General features: G+C 69.1%; 18 protein-coding genes. 1 reads left to right on the forward strand and 17 read right to left on the reverse strand.

What is annotated here, in order from left to right; translation table 11 throughout:
* Nucleotides 1-42: 42 nt before the first annotated feature.
* The 13 genes from H1343_RS00180 to mutS form a co-directional block, all read right to left on the reverse strand.
* The gene (locus H1343_RS00180; protein WP_185983999.1) at nt 43-1062 is read right to left on the reverse strand and encodes a hemolysin family protein; all 1020 of its coding nucleotides are present in this window, start codon (nt 1060-1062) and stop codon (nt 43-45) included.
* A gap of 21 nt (nt 1063-1083) precedes the next feature.
* The gene (ybeY, locus tag H1343_RS00185; protein WP_185984000.1) at nt 1084-1617 is read right to left on the reverse strand and encodes an rRNA maturation RNase YbeY; all 534 of its coding nucleotides are present in this window, start codon (nt 1615-1617) and stop codon (nt 1084-1086) included.
* A complete protein-coding gene (locus tag H1343_RS00190; protein WP_185984001.1) occupies nt 1614-2660 on the reverse strand; it encodes a PhoH family protein in 1047 nt (348 codons plus the stop codon). Before H1343_RS00190 ends, ybeY begins: the two co-directional genes overlap by 4 nt.
* On the reverse strand, nt 2657-4072 hold the full coding sequence (gene miaB / locus H1343_RS00195; protein WP_185984002.1) for a tRNA (N6-isopentenyl adenosine(37)-C2)-methylthiotransferase MiaB: 1416 nt from the start codon (nt 4070-4072) through the stop codon (nt 2657-2659). The genes H1343_RS00190 and miaB overlap by 4 nt, the downstream gene beginning before the upstream one ends.
* 35 nt (nt 4073-4107) lie before the next feature.
* Nucleotides 4108-4950 (reverse strand): lyso-ornithine lipid O-acyltransferase, encoded by an 843-nt coding sequence (gene olsA, locus H1343_RS00200; RefSeq protein WP_246333178.1) that lies wholly within the window; start codon nt 4948-4950, stop codon nt 4108-4110.
* 16 nt (nt 4951-4966) lie between these two features.
* On the reverse strand, nt 4967-5497 hold the full coding sequence (locus H1343_RS00205; protein WP_185984003.1) for a GNAT family N-acetyltransferase: 531 nt from the start codon (nt 5495-5497) through the stop codon (nt 4967-4969).
* 39 nt (nt 5498-5536) lie between these two features.
* Nucleotides 5537-6271, reverse strand: coding sequence for a tRNA (adenosine(37)-N6)-threonylcarbamoyltransferase complex dimerization subunit type 1 TsaB (gene tsaB / locus H1343_RS00210; RefSeq protein ID WP_185984004.1), 735 nt, complete (start codon nt 6269-6271; stop codon nt 5537-5539).
* 7 nt (nt 6272-6278) lie between these two features.
* A complete protein-coding gene (locus tag H1343_RS00215; RefSeq protein WP_185984005.1) occupies nt 6279-6860 on the reverse strand; it encodes a NifU family protein in 582 nt (193 codons plus the stop codon).
* Nucleotides 6861-6953: 93 nt separating this feature from the next.
* A complete protein-coding gene (locus H1343_RS00220) occupies nt 6954-7445 on the reverse strand; it encodes a universal stress protein (RefSeq protein ID WP_185984006.1) in 492 nt (163 codons plus the stop codon).
* A gap of 72 nt (nt 7446-7517) precedes the next feature.
* Nucleotides 7518-8585, reverse strand: coding sequence for a tryptophan--tRNA ligase (gene trpS / locus H1343_RS00225; RefSeq protein WP_185984007.1), 1068 nt, complete (start codon nt 8583-8585; stop codon nt 7518-7520).
* Between the two features lie 90 nt (nt 8586-8675).
* On the reverse strand, nt 8676-10277 hold the full coding sequence (murJ, locus tag H1343_RS00230; RefSeq protein ID WP_185984008.1) for a murein biosynthesis integral membrane protein MurJ: 1602 nt from the start codon (nt 10275-10277) through the stop codon (nt 8676-8678).
* On the reverse strand, nt 10274-13126 hold the full coding sequence (locus tag H1343_RS00235) for a [protein-PII] uridylyltransferase (protein ID WP_185984009.1): 2853 nt from the start codon (nt 13124-13126) through the stop codon (nt 10274-10276). Before H1343_RS00235 ends, murJ begins: the two co-directional genes overlap by 4 nt.
* An 82-nt stretch (nt 13127-13208) precedes the next feature.
* A complete protein-coding gene (gene mutS, locus H1343_RS00240) occupies nt 13209-15875 on the reverse strand; it encodes a DNA mismatch repair protein MutS (RefSeq protein ID WP_246333179.1) in 2667 nt (888 codons plus the stop codon).
* 371 nt (nt 15876-16246) lie between these two features.
* Here mutS and H1343_RS00245 point away from each other — a divergent pair, with 371 nt between their 5' ends.
* Nucleotides 16247-16519 carry a hypothetical protein gene (locus H1343_RS00245; protein ID WP_185984010.1) on the forward strand — a complete coding sequence of 91 codons (273 nt, stop codon included), beginning with the start codon at nt 16247-16249 and terminating at the stop codon, nt 16517-16519.
* Between the two features lie 12 nt (nt 16520-16531).
* Here the strand turns inward: H1343_RS00245 and olsB are convergent, their stop codons facing one another.
* The 4 genes from olsB to H1343_RS00265 are packed head-to-tail and all read right to left on the reverse strand — an operon-like array spanning nt 16532 to nt 19986.
* Nucleotides 16532-17473, reverse strand: coding sequence for a l-ornithine N(alpha)-acyltransferase (gene olsB, locus H1343_RS00250; RefSeq protein ID WP_185984011.1), 942 nt, complete (start codon nt 17471-17473; stop codon nt 16532-16534).
* Nucleotides 17474-17525: 52 nt separating this feature from the next.
* Complete coding sequence (gene lspA / locus H1343_RS00255; protein ID WP_185984012.1) at nt 17526-18017, reverse strand: signal peptidase II; 492 nt, start codon at nt 18015-18017, stop codon at nt 17526-17528.
* Nucleotides 18014-18892 carry a TrmH family RNA methyltransferase gene (locus tag H1343_RS00260; protein ID WP_246333180.1) on the reverse strand — a complete coding sequence of 293 codons (879 nt, stop codon included), beginning with the start codon at nt 18890-18892 and terminating at the stop codon, nt 18014-18016. The genes lspA and H1343_RS00260 overlap by 4 nt, the downstream gene beginning before the upstream one ends.
* Complete coding sequence (locus H1343_RS00265) at nt 18889-19986, reverse strand: RsmD family RNA methyltransferase (protein ID WP_185984013.1); 1098 nt, start codon at nt 19984-19986, stop codon at nt 18889-18891. Before H1343_RS00265 ends, H1343_RS00260 begins: the two co-directional genes overlap by 4 nt.
* Nucleotides 19987-20003: the final 17 nt, after the last annotated feature.

The raw sequence follows: 20003 nt of genomic DNA on the forward strand, positions 1-20003 counted from the left end.
ATTCGCACCGGCGGCCCTCACGCGGCCGCCGGTGCTATAGCGTCAGGCCGACAGGGCCTCGGTACCCTCGCCGCGCCGGACGATGCGCACGCGCTTGACGCGGCGCGTATCGGCCTCCAGCACCTCCAGGCGGAAGCCGGCGAGCGTATCCACCGTCTCGCCCTCGGCCGGGATGCGCCCGAGTTCGGTGACGACGAGCCCGCCGATCGTGTCAGCCTCGTCCTCGTAGGCGGCAATGTCGAAATCATCGCCCACGAGCTTCTGGACTTCTTCGAGTTCGGCGCGCGCGTCGGCCTGGTAGACGCCCTCGCCCTCGTCGACGATCAGCACTTCGTCTTCGTCGTGCTCGTCCTCGATCTCGCCGACGATCGTTTCGATCAGGTCCTCAAGCGAGACGAGGCCATCGACGCCGCCATACTCGTCGATGACGAGCGCCATCTGGATGTGCGTCGCCTGCATGCGCGCCATCAGCTCGGAAGCGGGCATGGAGGCTGGCACGAACAGGATGCGGCGGATGATACCGAGATCGGCGACCGAGCGCGACAGGTCGACCTTCGTCAGATCGAGATGCTGCCCGTCACCGTCGGCGATGGCGTGGCGCGTCATGTAGCCGACGACGTCACGGATGTGGACCATGCCCTTGGGGTCGTCGAGGCCCTCGCCGTAGACCGGCATGCGCGAACGCCCGCTCTCCTCGAAGCGGCGCATCGTCTCGCCGAGGCTGGTTCGGATGTCGATCGCGTCGATCTCGACGCGAGGGACCATGGCGTCCTCGACCCGCGTGTCGTGCAGTTCGAGGAGGTTGGTGAGCATCGCCTGTTCCTGCACGGTGAAACCGCTGGCGCCGCTCTCGGCATTGCGCAGCGCTTCGGCGAAGCTCTGGCGCAGGGGCGCCACGGCCCGTGGCTTCAGGAACTGGACGATCTGCTCGAAGAATCCCGGCTCGGGCGCGGCCCGTTCGGCCGGGACGGGACTTCGCTCGTCCTGGCCCTGATCGGGAGAAGGCTCTTCGCCTCCGCTTGGCTCCGCGGCGCGGCCGGCGCCGTTCGCGTTGATGTTCATCGCCTCTCTCTTCGCGTCTCTTCAGGGTACTGCTACGGCCGCGTCGTCTTCGTCGACGCGATAGGGGTCGTCGATCGAGAGCTGCGCGAGGATGGCGATCTCCGTCGCCTCCATCCGCTCGGCCTCGTCGTCGTCGATATGGTCGTGGCCAAGGAGGTGCAGAACCCCATGGACCACGAGATGGGTGAAATGATCGCGCGGGGCCTTGCCTTCGGCCGCAGCCTCGCGCTGCAGCGTCTCGCGCGCCAGGACGAGATCGCCCATCAGCGGGCCGGGTCGCTCGCCGACCTCGATCCGGCGCGGCGGGAAGGACAGGACGTTGGTGGGGGCATCCTTCTGCCGCCACTCTGCATTCAACTCGCGCACCGCCGCGTCGTCGGTCAGCGTGACGCCGATCTCAGTGCGGAGGTCTTCCATCGCATGGGCGCGCAGAGTGGCGGCGAGCGCGATCTCGACCAGCCCTTCAGGGTCGGCGCCCAGGAGTTCCGGCCAGCCCTCGCATTCCTCAACGAGGAGGAGTTCGGGGCCGGCGGCGGTTCGTGAGGGGTCGTTCATCGCTGCTCGGTGAGAAGCGCGGCCCGGCCGCGCGTCGCATCCGCCTCGTAGGCTTCGACGATCGCCTGGACGAGGCGATGACGCACCACGTCCTTGGCCTCGAAGCGGCAGGTGACGATGCTCGGCACGCCGTCGAGGACGCGCAGCGCCTCCACGAGGCCCGACTTCTGACCCGCCGGCAGGTCGATCTGCGACGGGTCGCCGGTGACGATCATCCGGGCGTTTTCGCCCAGGCGCGTCAGGAACATCTTCATCTGCATGGTGGTGGTGTTCTGCGCCTCGTCGAGGATGACGGCGGCGTTGGCGAGCGTGCGCCCGCGCATGAAGGCGAGCGGGGCGATCTCGATCACCTGCGCGGCGATCGCGCGCTCCACCTTCTCGGCGGGCATCATGTCGTAGAGCGCGTCGTAGAGCGGGCGCAGATAGGGATCGACCTTGTCCTTCATGTCGCCCGGCAGGAAGCCGAGGCGCTCGCCGGCCTCCACGGCCGGGCGGGAGAGGATGATGCGCTCCACCTGCCCGCGCTCCAGGAGCTGCGCGGCGTGGGCGACGGCCAGATAGGTCTTGCCCGTGCCGGCCGGGCCGATGCCGAAGACGAGTTCGGCGCGGTCCATCGCGCGGATATAGGCGTCCTGCGTGGGCGTCCTTGCGTGGATCGTCTTCTTGCGGGTGGAGATGCCGGCCATCGCCATGCGGGCGCCCTTGCTCTCCAGCGTCGGCAGGACGAGCTGGTCGTCCTGCGCCACCGCCATGCGGATCGCGCCCTCCACGTCCGAGCGCTGCAGTTCGTGGCCGGCCTGCAGGCGGCCGTAGAGATAGTCCAGCGCGCGCCGCGCCTGCTCGGAGGCCAGCGCGTCGCCGCGCAGCTCCACCTTGTTGCCGCGCGCGCGCGCGTCGACCCCGAGCTTCTGCTCGATCAGCGCCAGATTCTCGTCGTACTGGCCGAAGAGCGCGCCCGCCAGACGATTGTCGTCGAAGGTGAGCTCGATATGGGCCATGTCCGAAGCGCCGGAGGCCGGCGCCGCGCCGCGAACAGCCTTCATGCGATCTTCCTCAAGGGCTCTGCGGAAACCAGCCGGTCGGCATGGTCGGCGCCTTCGGCCATCAGCGAATTGGGCAGGCTGGATTCGATGCGAACGCGCACGATCTCGCCGATCGCGCCGGCGCTTGCGGGAACGACGACCGGCAGGAGGAAGGGCGAGCGCCCGATCATCTGGCCCGGATGGCGCCCGGCCTTCTCGACCAGGACGTCCTCCTCGCGGCCGACGAAGCTCTCCTGGAAGGCGACCTGATGCTCGCGCAGAAGCGTCTGCAGCCGCTCCAGGCGCTCGGTCTTCACGTCCTCTGGCAGATGGCCATCCATCGTCGCGCCGGGCGTTCCGGGCCGCGCCGAATATTTGAACGAATAGGCCGTCGCGTAGCGGACCTGCCGCACCAGATCGAGCGTCGCCTCGAAATCGGCGTCGCTCTCGCCGGGGAAGCCGACAATGAAGTCGCCCGAGAGCGCGATATCCGGGCGCGCGGCGCGGATGCGGTCGAGCAGGCGCAGATAATCCGCGCCGGTATGGCGGCGGTTCATGGCCTTGAGGATGCGATCCGAGCCCGACTGCACCGGCAGGTGCAGATAGGGCATCAGCGCGCGAAGGTCGCGATGGGCGGCGATCAGGTCGTCGTCCATGTCGCGCGGGTGAGAGGTGGTGTAGCGCAGGCGCGCGAGGCCCGGGATCTCTGCCAGTTCGCGCAGGAGCGATCCGAGCCCGCCCGCCCCGTCGGCCCAGGCGTTGACGTTCTGGCCGAGGAGCGTGACTTCGCGAACGCCGGCCTCGGCGAGCGCACGCGCCTCCTCGAGGATCGCGGCGCGCGGCCGAGAGACCTCCGCGCCGCGCGTATAGGGCACCACGCAGAAGGTGCAGAACTTGTCGCAGCCCTCCTGCACCGTGAGGAACGCGGTGACGCCCCGCGCACGGATCTGGCGTGCGGCCTGCTTCGGCAGGTGGTCGAACTTGTCCTCGACCGCATATTCGGTCTCGACGACGCGCTCGCCCGAATGGACGCGGGCAAGCGCCTGCGGCAGGCGATGATAGGTCTGCGGGCCGACGACGAGGTCGACCACCGGGGCGCGCTCGATGATCTCGGCGCCTTCCGCCTGCGCCACGCAGCCGGTGACTCCCACGGTCAGCGTGCGGCCTTGCGTCGCGCGCTCGGCCTTCATCTCGCGGATGCGGCCGAGTTCGGAATAGATCTTCTCCGCCGCCTTCTCGCGGATATGGCAGGTGTTCAGAAGAACGAGATCGGCGTCCTCGATCCGCTGGGTCGGCACGTAGCCGTCTCCCGCCAGCGCATCACCCATGCGCTGGGAATCGTAGACGTTCATCTGGCAGCCATAGGTCTTGATGAAGACTTTGCGGGCGTTGTCGCCGGTGGCGTCGGTCACTGCGCTGCGTCTTTGGCTCATCGAGTCCTTGTGGGGCGCCCTCAAAACAGGTCGCCTCAATATCGGCTGACGGAGGGCTCGACGCAAGCGGCGTTTCCATGACACTCGCCGGCCGTCCCCCGAAGGCTGGCGAGAAGCATCCGCGAGACCTCGCGCTCGCAGGCGCTCGTCAGTGCCTTGCGGTTCGTCTCGACGGTCACGACGATGGGTTCGGCGAAGGCGATCTCGGCGTCCACCGCCCCGTTGAGGACGAAGGACTTCAGGTGCGGCCCGAGCGCGACGTCGCCAGGCCAGGCGGCAAGCGGGCGCCCTGCCCGGCCGAGCGGCAGGCCGTGCGAGCGCGTATAGGCGATGGAGACGGGCTGCACGAGGACCTCGCCGCGCCCCGAGGCTGCGAGAGCGCCCTGCGCGGCGCCGAACAGCGCCGACTTGAACGGAAGGACGGCATTGCCGTCCGAGGTCGTGCCTTCCGCGAAGAGCACCATCGCGTCGCCCGCCGCCAGACGGTCGGCGATGGCATTCGCTTGAAGGCCCGTCTCGCGGCGCGCCTCGCGCGCCACGAAGACGGTGCGCTGAAGCCGCGCGAGGATGCCGATTCCCGGCCAGCCTCGGACCTCGGCCTTCGCGATGAAGGAAGCCTCCGCCACTGAGCCGAGCGCCACGATGTCCGCCCAGGACTGGTGGTTGGAGACCAGAAGCAGGGGGCGGCCCTTCGCCGGCGCCCCACGCACCGTGACGCGCAGGCCGAGGGCGCGCGCGGCCAGCCGGTGCCAGAGGCGCGGCAGGACGCGCTTCAGCCAGCCGCGCTTGGTGAGCGCCAGCGCCTGCACCGGGATCGCCGCCAGAGAGAACAGGAATAGGGCCGACAGGAGAAGGCCGGCGCGAAGTCGGATGATCACGGCTCCGGCGCGGCCCTCACGCCGTGCGCAGGGCGCGTTTGAGGACGAGGGCGCTGGTGCGCTTTCCGTCGGCGCCCGCGTAATAGGCCGGCCGGCGACCCACTTCCTCGAAGCGCAGGCGGCGATAGAGCGCCAGCGCCGGCACGTTGGTTTCCTCCACCTCGAGGAAGAGCGCATTCGCGCGCTCGGCGTGGAGGCGCTGGAGGACGCTGTCCATCAGGAGACGGCCGACCCCCTTGCCGCGCGCGGCGGGGGAAACGGCGACGGTGAGGATTTCGGCCTCGTCGACGGCGAGACGCGCCAGCACGATGCCGAGCGGGTTCGTATCGGGCGCCGCCACGCGCCGCGCCGCGAAGCCGAAGACGCCGTCCTGTCCGAGAAGAGCGGCGAATTCGTCACCGGACCAGGCCTGCGAGAAGGCCTGCGCGTGGATTTCGGCCGCGGCGTCGAGATCGACCTCGGCAAGCTCGGTGCTCGTCACGGCGGGCCCGCGCAACATCTCATCCCAGAAGGTCATTCCCCACCCGAACGGCAGATACCAGAACATCCCATCCTCCCAACGCCGCCCGCGAGCGCCCGGAGGGGATTATTTCAGCGCAAAGCCCGGTTGTGAACCGGATCGGCGCAGCGAGGGCGCAGTTTGCGGCTTGGCGTCGGCACCGCGCAGATAGAGCGGGCGCACCGCCTCGCCCGGCATCCTGCGCGCACCGATCCGCGCGACGGCGGCGATCGCCACCGCGCCGGTATCGTCGGCGATCTCGGCGTCCGGCAGTCGCTCTGCTGCGATCCCCGCGCCCGAGCCGACAAGGCGCAGCGGCGCGGCAGCCTCGCCCGCGAAGACCGGAAGATCGTCGGGAGCGATCGCGGCGGGCCCGGCCAGGAGCGCGCCGTCCGGCGCATAGAGCGCGACGTAGACCTCGCCGCGCTTGGCGTCCTGCACGGCGAGGACCGAACCCGAGCCATCGAGGAACGGCTCGGCGAGCGCTTCGAGCGTCGACACCCCGAGGGCCGGCACGTTCAGCGCGAGCGCGAGGCCACGGGCCGTCGCGACGCCGACGCGGATGCCGGTGAAGGAGCCCGGCCCGAGCGTGACGGCGACGCGCGAGAGATCCGCATAGGAGGCGTCGGCCGCCTTCAGGACGTCCGCGACGACCTCCATCAACTTCTCGGCATGGCCGCGCCCGATCTCCGGTTCGGCTTCCGCAAGAACCGCCTTCGCGCCCATGTCCAGGACAGCGGCGGAGCAGCGCGCACCGGCCGTGTCGATGGCAAGACAAAGCCCGCCGGACGGGCGGGCTTCATCGTCTTTCGAATTCGTCACGGAAGCCTCAGGCCGCTTCCATCGCCTCGACGCCCTCGACCTCGGGCACGAAGTGGCGAAGAAGGTTCTCGATGCCGTGCTTGAGGGTGGCCGTCGAGGACGGGCAGCCGGCACAGGCGCCGCGCATGTTGAGGAACACGACACCGTCCCGGAAACCGCGGAAGGTGATGTCGCCACCGTCCTGCGCGACGGCGGGGCGCACGCGCGTCTCCAGAAGCTCCTTGATGGTCTCGACGATGTTCTCGTCGCCGGCCTCGAAGAACTCCTCGCCCGAATCGTGGGTCGCGGTCTCGCCACTGCCCCCCGGCGCCATCACGGCGCGGTTCGACATGAAATGCTCCATCAGACCGGCGAGGATCGCGGGCTTGAGATGTTCCCAGCCCGTCGCGTCCTTGGTGACCGTGACGAAATCATAGCCGAAGAAGACGCCGGTGACGCCGTCGATCGCCATCAGCTTGGCGGCGAGCGGCGAGCGCATCGCCGCGTCCTCCTCCGTCAGGAACTCGGCCGTGCCGGTTTCGAGCACCACCCGGCCGGGCAGGAACTTCAGCGTCTGCGGGTTCGGCGTGGCTTCGGTCTGGATGAACATCGCTCGGGCCCTCATCTGGCACACCTGAAATCGGAGCGCGCCTGAAATCTGACGCTGGAGATAAGCCTCCCGAGCCCTGCCCGCAAGCGAGCGTCAGGAGAGGCTTTCGATCTCCTCGTCCGTCAGCGTCGCGGGCACGATGGTGACGGGCACGGGGAAGGCGGCCGAGCGCCCTGCCACGGCCGCGACGAGCGGTCCCGGCCCTTCGGAGGAGTCCGAGGCGGCGAGAACGAGGATCGCGATCTCGCGGTCCGTCTCGATCAGCTTGTGGATTTCCTCCTGGACCTTGCCCTCGCGCACGACGAGTTCGGGCTCGACGCCGACCTTCTCACGCATCTCGTCGGCGACGCGCGCGAGGCGGTTGTCGGCCTCTTCGGCCGCCTCGGCGCGCATGATCTTTTCGACGCCCAGCCAGTGCTGGAAGTCGCCTTCGGCAATCACGTACAGGAAGACCACGCCGCCCCCGCTCGCGGCTGCCCGCATGGCGGCATAGGTGGCCGCACGCCCGCATTCGGGCGTGTCGTCGATGATCGCGAGGAACTTGCGCTTGCCGCCCTCGCGGCGCCCGAGACGTCTTGAAACCATGGCGGCAAGATGGCGAGACCACGCCCGCCGCGCAAGCCCTATCTCGACAAGACGTGTAGACTGAGCGGTGGCTCAGCCCTGCAGCATTCCGACGATCGTCTTGACGTCGCGCATGGTCGCCTCGGCGATCTCGTTCGCGCGTTCCCCGCCGTCGCGCAGAACCGCATCGATATGGCCGGGGTCGGCGATCAGGCGACGCATCTCGCCCGTGACAGGGCCGAGCGCCTCGGCCGCGAGTTCCACGAGCGCCGGCTTGAACTCGGAGAACTGCCGACCGCCATACTCGGCCAGCACCTCTTGCTTGCTGCGTTCGGCGAGCGCGGCGAAGATGCCGACGAGATTGTCCGCCTCCGGGCGGCCCGTGAGGCCGTCGATCTCCGAGGGCAGCGCGTCCGGATCGGTCTTGGCCTTGCGGATCTTCTTTGCGATCGTCTCCGAATCGTCCGTCAGATTGATGCGCGAGAGGTCGGAAGGGTCCGACTTCGACATCTTCCTGGTGCCGTCGCGAAGGCTCATGACGCGGGCCGCCGGGCCGCCGATCAGCGGCTCGGTGATCGGGAAATAGCCCTGCACCGTCTCCTCTCCCATGCGGATGGGCGTGCCGAGGCCGGCGCCGGCGATCCGCGCGGAGAAGTCGTTGTTGAACTTGATCGCGATATCGCGCGTCAGTTCCAGATGCTGCTTCTGGTCCTCGCCGACGGGGACGTGCGTCGCGCGGTAGACGAGGATGTCGGCCGCCATCAGGCTCGGATAGGCCAGAAGCCCGAGCGAGGCGTTCTCGCGGTCCTTGCCGGCCTTGTCCTTGAACTGCGTCATGCGGTTCATCCAGCCGATGCGCGCCACGCAGTTGAAGATCCAGGCGAGCTCGGTGTGACCGGCGACGCGGCTCTGGTTGAAGATGATCGCGCGCTTCGGATCGATGCCGGCGGCGAGATAGGCGGCTGCGATGGAGCGCGTCTGGCCGGCGAGATCGTCCTGCACGAGCTGCGCGGTGATGGCGTGCAGGTCCACGACGCAGAAGAGGCTCGGATACTCGTCCTGCAAGGGCACGAAGCGCTTCACCGCGCCGAGATAGTTGCCGAGATGCAGATTTCCCGTCGGCTGGATGCCCGAAAGGATGCGGGGCGCGAATTCGCTCATATACGGTCGTCTTCCGTTCGGGTGCGGCGGCGCGAAGGTCGGCCGCTTATGGACCGGCCGAGGGCCGCCGATCAAGGATGCGGGAAACCGTCAGGCGCGCCTGCGCTTCACAAGCCGCATGACGACCGCACGGTCGGCGGCACCGGTGGCCAGCGCGAGCGCGAAATAGACGGCCATGCCGCCGCCCGCCAGAAGAGCGAGGCCGGCAAGCTGGCGATGCAGCCCGGCAGTGGCGGACAGATGCGGCTCCAGGACGCCCATCAGCGCGATCAGCACCGCGCCCATCAGCGCAGCCGAAAGAAGCACCAGCGCCGAGCGCTTCAGAAGCGCGCGATCGCCCTCCCAGAGCCCGCGCCGCTTCAGGCCCCAGAACAAAAGGCCGGCGTTCAGCCAGCCGGCGAGCGTCGTCGCCAGCGCGATGCCGCGCTCGGCCATTGCCCAGAACAGGACGAGGGACAGGACGATGTTGGCGACCGCCGAGATCAGCGTGACGATCATCGGCGTCCTCGTGTCCTCGCGCGCGAAATAGCCCGGCGAGAACACCTTGATAAGGACGAAAGCAGGCAGGCCGAGCGCGTAGAGGCCGAGAACGGCGGCCACGGCCTCAGTCACCTCCGGGCCGAAGGCGCCGCGCTCGTAGATGACGCGCACGATCGGCTCGGGGATGAGGAACAGCGCGATCGCCGCCGGAACGGTGAGGAAGAGCGCGAACTCGAGGCTGCGGTTCTGTGTGTTCTGCGCTTCCGCGAGGCGTCCCGCCTTCAGGGCGCGGGCGAGCTCGGGCAGGAGCACGACGCCGATCGCCACGCCCACCATGCCGAGCGGCAGCTGATAGGGCCGGTCGGCATAGGTCAGGATCGACACGGCGCCCGGCTTGAAGGAGGCGATCGCCTGGCCGACGAAGAGGTTGATCTGGGTGATGCCGCCGATCAGCGCGGCGGGGCCGGCAAGGACGAGGAGGCGCTTCAGGTTTCCCGTCCAGCGCGGGCGCCGGATCGAGACAGAAAAGCCCATATGGCGCATGGCGAAGGTGACGAGCGCAAGCTGAGCGACGCCGGCCACGAGCACGCCCCAGCTCATCATCCAGCCGATCGTGACGGTCGAGGCCTCGACATGCCAACCGTAGAGGAGGACGGCGATCAGGACGAAGTTGAGGAGCGTCGGCGCGACGGCCGCCGCGAAGAACCGCCGAAAGGCGTTGAGGATGCCCGCCACCATCGCCATCAGCGACATGCAGGCGAGATAGGGGAACATCACCCGCGAGAAGGCGACGGTGATGTCGAAGCGCTCGGCACAGGAGAGCGCCTGCGCACCGCCCGCCTCGTCGACGCAGGCCGCAAGGCCGGGCGCGATCACCGTCGTCACCAGCGCCGGCATGAAGACGATCGCGACGATCGTCAGAGCCGCGAGGACGGTGAAGAGCGTGGAGAAAATCTCGGCCGCGAAGCGCCGCGCGCCGTCCTCGCCCTCTTCCTCCAGCGACCGCGCGAAAAGCGGGATGAAGGCGGCGTTGAAGGCGCCCTCGGCGAAAAGGCGCCGGAAGAGGTTGGGAAAGCGGAAGGCGAGGTTGAAGGCGTCCGCCACCGGGCCGATGCCGAGCGCGGCAGCCATCATCATCTCGCGCGCGAAGCCGAAGATGCGGCTGAGGAGCGTCGCCCCGCCGACGGTCGCGAATTTGCCGAGAAGGTTCAACGCGCGCTCATGCCGAAGGCGACGGTAGAGGGCTGGGCGGACGGCGAGGAGGCCTCGCCCTCGGCGCTTTCCAGAACCGCCGTCAGCCGCCGCTCGATGCGCTCGGCGCGCCCCTCGCCGGCAATCTTCATGCCGAGGAGATCGGTGACGTAGAAGACGTCGACGACCTTCTCGCCATAGGTCGAGACATGGGCGGAGCGGATGTCGAGGTTGAGGTCGGAGATCGCGCCGGTGAGGTCGGAGAGAAGGCCCGTGCGGTCCAGTCCCTCGACCTCGATGACGGTCAGGTTCTCCGAAAGCTCGTTGCGCACCGTGGCGCGCGGACGCACCGCGAAGGAGGAGAGGTCGCGCCCGCGCGCCTTGCGGCTGGCCAGAAGCTCCGGCATCGCCTGGCGTCCGTGCAGCAGCGAGCGGATGTTCCTGGCGATCCGCTCGGCGCGGCGCAACTCGTCCTCGTCCTCGGCGAAGGCGCGGTTGACGGTGATGATGTCGAGCGCGCGGCCGTCCGTCATGGTGAAGATCTGCGCGTCGGCGATGTTGGCGCCCGTCGCGGCGCAGCCGCCCGCGATGAAGGAGAGAAGACGCGGGTGGTCGGGCGCGAGCACCGTGATCTCGGTCACGCCGCGGAAGGCGTCGGTGCGCACGCTGGTGGACAGCTCGGCGCCCGCCTCGATGTTCTCGCGCAGGAAGGCGGCATGGCGCTTCTGGTCCTCCAGCGGCACCGTCAGCAGATAGTTCGGATAGTGCGCCTCGACGATCTGGCGCCGCTCCTCGTCCGGCCAGTCCATGAGGGCATCGGCCAGTTCCCAGCGCGCGGCCGCGGTGCGCTGGGCACGCGAGGACTGCGAGAAGCCGCCGGTCAGGACCGGCTCGGTCTCTGTGTAGAGCGTGCGGATGAGCTGGCCCTTCCAGCCGTTCCACACGCCCGGCCCCACCGCCCGGATGTCGCACACGGTGAGGATCGTCAGAAGCTGCAGGCGGTCGAGCGTCTGAACGCGGTCGGCGAAGTCGCGGATCGTCTTGCGGTCGGTGAGATCGCGCTGCTGGGCGACCATCGACATCGTCAGGTGTTCCTCCACCAGCCACGCGACGAGCGCCGTCTCGCGCTCGTCAAGGCCGAGGCGCGGACACAGATGCCGCGCGATGCGCGCGCCGGCCACCGAATGATCCTCCGGGCGCCCCTTGGCGATGTCGTGCAGGAGGAGCGCGACGTAGAGCGGCACACGGTCCTTGATCGCGCCGACGAAGCCGGACGTCAGGGGCAGCTCGTTCTCCAGTTCGCCGTGTTCCAGCCGCGAGAGCGTCGCGACGGTGCGCAGGAGGTGCTCGTCCACCGTGTAGTGGTGGTACATGTTGAACTGCATCATCGCCACGATGCGCCCGAACTCGGGAATGAACCGGCCGAGGACGCCGGCCTCGCTCATGCGCCGCAGATGCAGCTCGGGGTTGGCGGGGTCGGTCAGGACGTCGAGGAAGAGGCTGTTGGCCTCCGGGTTCTCGCGCAAGGCTCCATCAACGAGGCGCAGCTGCCGGCGGATCAGCTTCAGCGCGTCCGGATGGTATTCCAGCTCGTGGCGCGCGGCCAGCCGGAAGATGCGGATCATGTTCACCGGATCGTCCGAGAAGACGGTGCGGGACGTGACGTTGATGCGGTTGTTGTCGATGACGAAGGCGAGCGTGCCGGGGATCTGGCGCGAGCGCTGGCGCAGCGAGCGGATCAGCCCGCGCAGTCCCGGCGCCTCCTTGGCGTGCTCCTCCTCCAGCCCGGCGCAGAAGATGCCGGTGAGGTCGCCCACGTCCTTGGCGATCAGGAAGTAGTGCTTCATGAAGCGCTCGACTTCCTTCAGCCCGGGATGCTCCGAATAACCGAGCCGTTCGGCGATCTCGGGCTGCAGGTCGAAAGACAGGCGCTCCTCGGCCTTGCCGGTGAGGAAGTGCATGTGGCAGCGCACGGCCCAGAGGAAGTCCTCCGCCTTGGCGAAGATGCGCCCCTCGCGGCGCGAGAAGACGCCGGCCGCCACCAGCTCCTCGCGCGTGTCGAGACGGTAGTGATCCTTGGCGATCCAGAAGAGGGTGTTGAGGTCGCGAAGGCCGCCCTTGCCTTCCTTGACGTTCGGCTCGACGAGGTAGCGCGTGTCGCCGCTCTTGGCGTGGCGCGCGTCGCGCTCGGCGAGCTTGGCGGCGATGAAGGCCGCGCCCGTGCCCTCGACGACTTCGGCGTCGAAGCGCCGGCCGAGCTCGTCGAAAAGAGCCGGTTCGCCGACGATCAGCCGCCGCTCCAGAAGCGCGGTGCGGATGGTGAAATCCTCGCGTGCGAGGCGCACGCATTCGTCGACCGAGCGGGTGGAATGGCCGACCTTGAAGCCGAGATCCCACAGGAGATAGAGCAGGTACTCCGCCACCTGCTCGCCCAGTGCGGTCTGCTTGTAGGGCAGGAGGAACAGGAGATCGATGTCCGAGCCCGGCGCCAGCGTGCCGCGCCCGTAGCCGCCGACGGCGCAGATCGCCATGCGCTCGCCCGCCGACGGGTTGGGCGCCTGGAAAACATGGGCCAGCGCGTAATCGTGGATCGCCCGGATCAGCGTATCCTGCAGCGCGGAGATGCGCATGGCGCAGGCAAGCCCGCCGCCATCGGCGAAGAGCATCGCCTCGGCCGCCTTGCGACCCACCGCATTGGCAGCCTTCAGCACCTGCAGGACCGCCGGACGCGCATCCGTGCCCATTTCGGCCGTGGCCTCCAGATCGGTGGCGAGGCGGGCGGTGTCGACGATCTCGGCAAGGCGCAGGTCGAGGACCTCCGGCTCGCCGAGCACGGCCCGCTTCGCTTCTTTCGTCGCTGATGCGTTCATCAAACGCTCGCCCGCATTCGTGGCCCACCTCGTCGGAATGGCGGGCTATAGACCATTTCCGATGCGCGGCGAAAGACTTGGCTCATTCCACCGGCCGGGGCAGCGACTTCAGGCGGTAGAGCGCCTCCAACGCTTCGCGCGGAGAAAGGGCGTCCGGGTCAAGGGCCTCAAGCGCGGCGAGGCGCGGGTCCGGTTCCGGCGCGGCGGGGGCCGCGCGCACGGCCGAGAACAGCGGCAGGTCGTCGACGAAAGCGGCCCGGCGTTCCCCGCGCCCGCCCTTCTCCAACTGTTTGAGGACGTGGCGCGCGCGCTCGACGACGGCTGGCGGCAGTCCGGCGAGCTTGGCGACCTGGATGCCGTAGGAACGATCCGCGACGCCCGCCTTCACCTCGTGGAGGAAAACGACCTCGCCCTCCCATTCCTTCACGCGCATCGTCACGTTGTGCAGGCGCGTCAGCCGCGCGGCGAGCGCCGTCATCTCGTGGAAATGCGTGGCGAAGAGCGCGCGGGCGCGATTCGCCTCGTGCAGATGCTCGACCGCGGCGAACGCGATCGACAGGCCGTCATAGGTCGCCGTTCCGCGCCCGATCTCGTCCAGAACCACCAGCGTGCGCGGGCCCGCCTGGTTGAGGATCGCGGCGGTCTCGACCATCTCGACCATAAAGGTCGAGCGCCCTTCCGCGAGATCGTCCGACGCGCCGACGCGGCTGAACAGGCGGTCGACGACGCCGATATGGGCCTTCGTCGCCGGCACGTAGGCGCCGATCTGGGCGAGCACCGCGATCAGCGCGTTCTGGCGCAGGAAGGTGGACTTGCCGCCCATGTTCGGGCCGGTGAGAAGCCAGATCGCGCCGGCCTCGGCGCCTTGTGGCGGCGAGAGATCGCAGTCGTTGGCGACGAAAGGCTCGCCCGAGCCCGCCTTCAGCGCCGCCTCCACCACCGGGTGGCGCCCGCATTCGACGAGGAAGGCGAGGCTGTCGTCGACGAGCGGGCGGACCCAGTCCTCCTTGGCGGCGAGATCGGCGAGCGCGGCCGAAAGGTCGAGAAGCGCCAGAGCGCCGGCGGCCGCCCGCAAGGGCTCCAGCGCATCCAGCACCGCCTCTCGCAGCGCCTCGAAAGCCGCGATCTCGAGCGACAGTGCGGTTGCGGCGGCCTGCGTAATGCGCGTTTCGAGATCGGCGAGTTCGACCGAGGAGAAGCGCATGGCGCTCGCCAGGGTCTGTCGGTGGACGAAGATGGGCGAAGCGGCGAGCGCCGCCCCCTGCGCCTCCGGCACCTCGACGAAATAGCCGAGGACGTTGTTGTGGCGGATCTTGAGCGAGCGCACGCCGGTCTCGGCGAGATAGCGGGCCTGGAGATCGGCGACGACCTTGCGCGCGCGGTCGCGCAGATCACGCGCTTCGTCGAGCTCGGCGATGGCGCCGGCCGCGATGAAGTGCCCGTCGCGCTTGTGCAGGGGCAGTTCGTCGGCAAGCTCGCGCTCCAGCCGCTCGGCGAGGGCCGGCGGCGGGCCGGCGAGAGCGGCAAGGGCGGCCTCGATCTCGCGGCCCGCCGCGCCGCCGGCCATCACGCCCCGCACCGCTTCGATGCGCCGCAGCGCCTCGGCGACGGCGCCGAGATCGCGCGGGCCGCCCCGGTCGAGCGAAAGGCGCGAGAGCGCGCGCTCGATGTCCGGCAGGCCCTTCAGGCATTCGCGGAGGCCGGCGCCCGCACCCCGCTCGGCGAGGAAGAAGGAGACGCTCTCCTGCCGCTCCCGGATGGCGGCGGGGTCCGTCAGGGGCTGCGCGAGGCGGCTTGCCAGAAGGCGCGAGCCTGCGCCCGTCACCGTCCGATCGATCGTTGCAAGGAGCGATCCCTGCCGGCGCCCGGCCAGCGTTCGCGTCAGTTCGAGACTTGCGCGCGTCGCCGGGTCGATCAGCATGACCGCGTCGGCGTCGACGCGTTGCGGGCGCTCCAGCGCCGGGCGCGCCGCGAGCTGCGTCTGGCCGAGATAGGACAGGAGCGCGGCGGCCGCGCTCATCTCGGCGCGCGAGAAGTCACCAAAGCCCTCGAGCGTCGCGACGCCGTAGAACCGCGAAAGCCGCGCCTCGGCGCTCGTGCCGTCGAAGAGGCTCGCCGGCTCGGCCCGCAGGAGCGTCTTCAGCGGGCGCAGCGCCGCTTCCAGCTCGGGATCGGCCAGCAGAGCCTCGGAGACGACCACCTCGCTCGGCTCGATGGCGAGAAGATCCCCGGCAAGGCGCGCGGCGCTCGTTCTTGCCACGCGGAAGAGCCCGGTCGACAGGTCGCTCCAGGCGATTGCGAAATCGGCTTCCCCACCGCGCCCCAGCCTTGCGGCGCATGCGAGATAGTTCGGCCGACCCGCATCCAGCAGCGTCTCCTCGGTGATGGTGCCGGGCGTGACGAGCCGCACGACCTCGCGCTTGACCACCGACTTGCCGCCGCGCTTCTTGGCCTCTGCCGGGTCCTCGACCTGTTCGCAGACGGCGACGCGGCGCCCGCTCGCGATCAGCTTCTGGAGATAGTCCTCGGACGAGACGACCGGCACGCCGGCCATCGGGATGTCCTCGCCCAGATGCTTGCCGCGCTTGGTGAGCGTGATGCCGAGGATCGCGGCGGCGATCTCCGCGTCCTCGAAGAACAGTTCGTAGAAATCGCCCATCCTGTAGAACAGGAGGCAATCCGCGTGGGCGGCCTTGATCTCGAGGAACTGCGCCATCATCGGCGTGGGGGCCGGTGCGTCGTCCTTCATGGGCGCGGTCCGCATGGCGTCTTTCGGAAACTCGGCAGCATCGCCGACCCATAGACGAAGCCGACGGCGGCGAAAACGGGCCGGCGCGCGCCGTCCACGGGAATGCGAGCGGCGGCCCGTTCGGCCGCGCTCGCGATTGGTTGAGTGCGCGGGACTTGAACGCGCCCTCTCCAACCGCGATATTTGCGGCGGATGTTCACCCGGCGTTCACGGCGGTTGGGTCATAGGTCTTCGCGTCATCGGCCGATGCAGCCAGCGTCATCGCCGGGCCGGCAGAACCGTTAGCGGCCCGGAACGTTATACGGGCCAGGGACGCAATTGCCGCTCGAAGCGGACGAGGAATGCAGATGAGTGTCGCAAGGATTTTCGCTTTGAGCCTGGCCGGTCTGCTCGCGGGCGGCGCCGTCGCGGTCGGCGCGCAGGAGAACGCGCAGTCGCGCACGCTGATCTACGACTACGCGGTCGATCATCCGACGGAGAACGCCGACCTTGCGTCGATGCCGTCCATCGGCGCGTCGGTCCCCTCCAACGTCGTCGTCGCCACCTCCGAGGATGACGACACGGTCTATGGCTATTTCTACTACGAGGGACGTCCGGTCATCGTCGACCTGACGACGCGCTCGGTCGTGCGCATCGGCAACTGAGGGCGCGCCGCTTCAGGCGGCGACGCGGCGCTCCCCGCGCCCTTCTGCGCAGCCCTGACCGAAGCGGCCCTTGTCCTCGCCGTAATGCGAAAGATACCGCCCGGCGATCCGCTCGACGGGCAGAATGACGAAGACGTCAGTCGTCCCGAAGGCGTGATCGACGACGAGGCCGTCGGAGACGTATCCTCCGATCCGCAGATAGCCCTTCACCAGCGGCGGCATGTCCCGCAGAACCGAACGCGGATCGGCGCAGGTTGCGGTCGGCAGTCGCGTGCCGGCATGGGGCAGCGGCGCGACCTGCCACTCGTCCGGCGCCATCGCGCTCTCACGCAGGAGCGCGAGCGCCGGCGTCAACGCCGCAACGTCCGTGCCGGGCAGCGAGGCGCAGCCGAACATCGTATCGATGCCGTTCTCGCGCGCGAAAGCCCAGATGCCCTGCCACAGAAGCTCGACCGTGCGCCGGCTACGGTAGCTCGGCTCCACGCAGGAGCGTCCGAGTTCGAGGAAGCGGCGGCCATCGTGGCGCGCAAGCATCGGCGCGATATCGAACTCTCCGGCGCTGTAGAACCCGCCCGCCGCCCGCGCGCGCTCGTGGCGCAGCAGGCGGTAGGTGGCAACGACGCGCGGTCCCATCGGCGTGCGCACGTCGTGGTCGAGCACGATGAGATGGTCGCAGAAGGCGTCGAAGCGGTCCTCGTCGCGCCGGGTCAGGCGCTGACGAAGGGTCGGGCGCGCGCCCATCTCGTTGCAGAACACCTCGTAGCGCAGCGTCTTGGCGGCGACGATCTCGGCGCGCGAACCGGCAAGCCGCACCTCCAGGCCGCCGAGCCGGCCGAGCGTGCGTGAGACGCGGCGCCGGGGCACCGGCCAGGAAGCGCGCAGCCCCTGCCCGAGAAGACCGGCGATCGCCGCCGGGGACTTGCCACGGAACTGTCTGATGTCTGCCGCGTTCATCGCGATTCCTCCGCCGTATCCCCTAGCGGATTAGTCTCCTAACAAGACGGGTTCATGAAGCCTCTTGTGAGCGCGCCGCGCGCCTGCGCCGCCGGGGCTCGAGAAGGAATTCGTCGAGGATGATCATGCCGGCGCCGACCGTGATAAAGGTGTCGGCGAGATTGAAGACCGCGAAGGACCAGACCGGCGTGTGGAAGTAGATGTAGTCCACCACGTAGCCAAGGAAGAAGCGGTCGATAAGGTTGCCGATCGCCCCGCCCACGATGATGGCGAAGCCGAACCGCGACACCAGCCGCTCGCGCGGGGTGGAGCGCCAGAGCCACAGCACGAAGGCGAGGACGACGGTCGAGAGCGCGGCGAGCGCCATGCCGTGCAGGCCGGCGAACATGGAGAAGGCGATGCCCTCGTTGCGGGCGTGCAGAAGCGCGAAGAAGGGCAGGATCTCGATCGCCTGGCCGAGCGCCATCGTCTCCACGACGACGAGCTTGACGAGCTGGTCGATGAAGACGGCCGCCACAACCGTGAGAATCTGCCACAGGATCATCGCGACGCCTCCGCGAGCTTGAGAACCGAGCGCCGCGCCTCGAAGATCATCAGGCCGGTGGCGACGGCGAGATTCAGGCTGTCGGCCTTGCCGACCTGCGGGATGCGCACGAGCGTGTCGCAGGCGCCCGCCATCGCCTCGCCCAGCCCCGCCTGCTCGTTGCCCATCACGAGCGCGACCGGCCGCCCTGCATAGTTCGGCGCCCGATAGTCCGTGTCGCCCTTCATGTGTGTGCCGACGACGAGGCCGGCGAAGCGCCGGCGCCATGCGAGGAACGCCTCCTCGCTCGCGCGCGCCATCGGCACGGCGAATATCGAGCCCATCGTCGCCCGCACGGTCTCCAGCGAGAACGGATCGACGCAATCCCCGACGAGAACGACGCCCCGCGCGCCCGCCGCGTCAGCCGTGCGAAGGACCGTGCCGAGATTGCCCGGATCGCGCACCCGGTCGAGGACGACGAGAAGCCCGTCCGCGCCGGGGTCGAGCCGGTCCAGCGGCGTCAGATGCCGGTGGAAGACGCCGATCGCCCCTTGCGGGTTGTCGCGGCGTGCGACTGCGGCGAGCACCTTCTCCGAACATTCGAGAAGATCGGCACCGCTCGCAACGGCGCGCGCGGCGGCCTTCTGCAGCAGCTCGCTCTCGGGCAGCCGGGCGCGCGAGACGAGGAGCGTCTCCATCTTCCAGCCGGCATCCACCGCGTCGAGCACGAGCTTCAGCCCCTCGGCGAGGAACAGGCCGGTCTCGTCGCGCCCCTTCTTCAGGGCGAGCGCGCGGATGTCCTTGACGATGGGATTGGAGACGCTCGTCACCTCCTTCACCCGGCCGGGCGCCACCGTCGGCTTCATGGCGGCCGGACCGCCTGCCCGCTCGCTCATGTGTCTGCTCCTTGTGCGATCCAGCGCGAGAAGAGGGAGGTGGAGAGCATGCGCGCCTGCGCGCCCTCCTCGCGTATCACCAGTTCGCCTGATTCGATCCGCCCGCCGAGGCCCCGGCAGTGCTCGGCCATCAGCGCCGAGAGCGAATAGAAGGACGAGCGGATGGAATAGGCCGTCAGCACCAGCGCCAGCGGGCGGTCCGACAGGAGGCGGCGCGTCAGCGACAGAAGGTAGGGCAGGTCCTCGAAGACCTGCCAGATCTCGCCCTTCGGGCCGCGGCCGAATTTCGGCGGGTCGAGAAGGATGATCTCGTAGGAATTGCCGCGCTTCACCTCGCGCTCGACATAGCGCACCGCGTCCTCGCACACCCAGCGGATCGGCGCTTCGGCAAGGCCCGCGAGATCGGCGTTCTCGCGCGCCCAGCCGATCGCCTTCTTCGAGGCATCGACATGCGTGACCTCGGCGCCCGCGCGCGCGGCCAGGAGCGAGGCAAGGCCGGTGTATCCGAAGAGATTCAGGACGCGCACGGGGCGCCCCTTGCCGGCGCCCGCCCGTGTCAGCGCCTCGACGAAGCGCCAGTGCGCGGCCTGCTCGGGAAACACGCCGACGTGGCGAAAGGAGGTGAAGCGGCCGTGATAGGAAAGGCCGTCCTGGCGCATCGGCCAGGTCTCGCCGAGCGCCGCCTTCGGGAAGCGCCAGCGTCCGACACCCTCCTCGTCGGTATCGCCGGTGAAGATCGCGTCGGCGCCGTCCCACTCGCGCGCGGGCCGGCGGCGCGGCCAGATCGCCTGATTTTCCGGGCGGCGGATGACGAGTGGGCCATAGCGCTCGAGCTTCTCGCCGTCACCGGAATCCAGAAGCGCGTAGTCCTCGTTCGGCTCGACATTGAGGATGACCGGCAGCGCCTGCTCGGGCCGTTCGCCGGGCGGGAGAACCGGCGGTTCGCGATGCGCACGGGCTTCCTGCGCCTGAGCGGCCGCGCTCGGGCGCTCAGCGCCTTTGTCGCCAGCGCGCGGTACACCGCGCTCCGGGCCTTGGTTGCCGGCCCGGCTCTCGCGACGGTCGCGCCTGTCCTGTGATTTCTCTCGCCTCATCGGCGGGGCTTTATCGC

The organism is Aureimonas mangrovi (genome assembly GCF_014058705.1).
Classification (GTDB): Bacteria; Pseudomonadota; Alphaproteobacteria; order Rhizobiales; family Rhizobiaceae; genus Aureimonas; species Aureimonas mangrovi.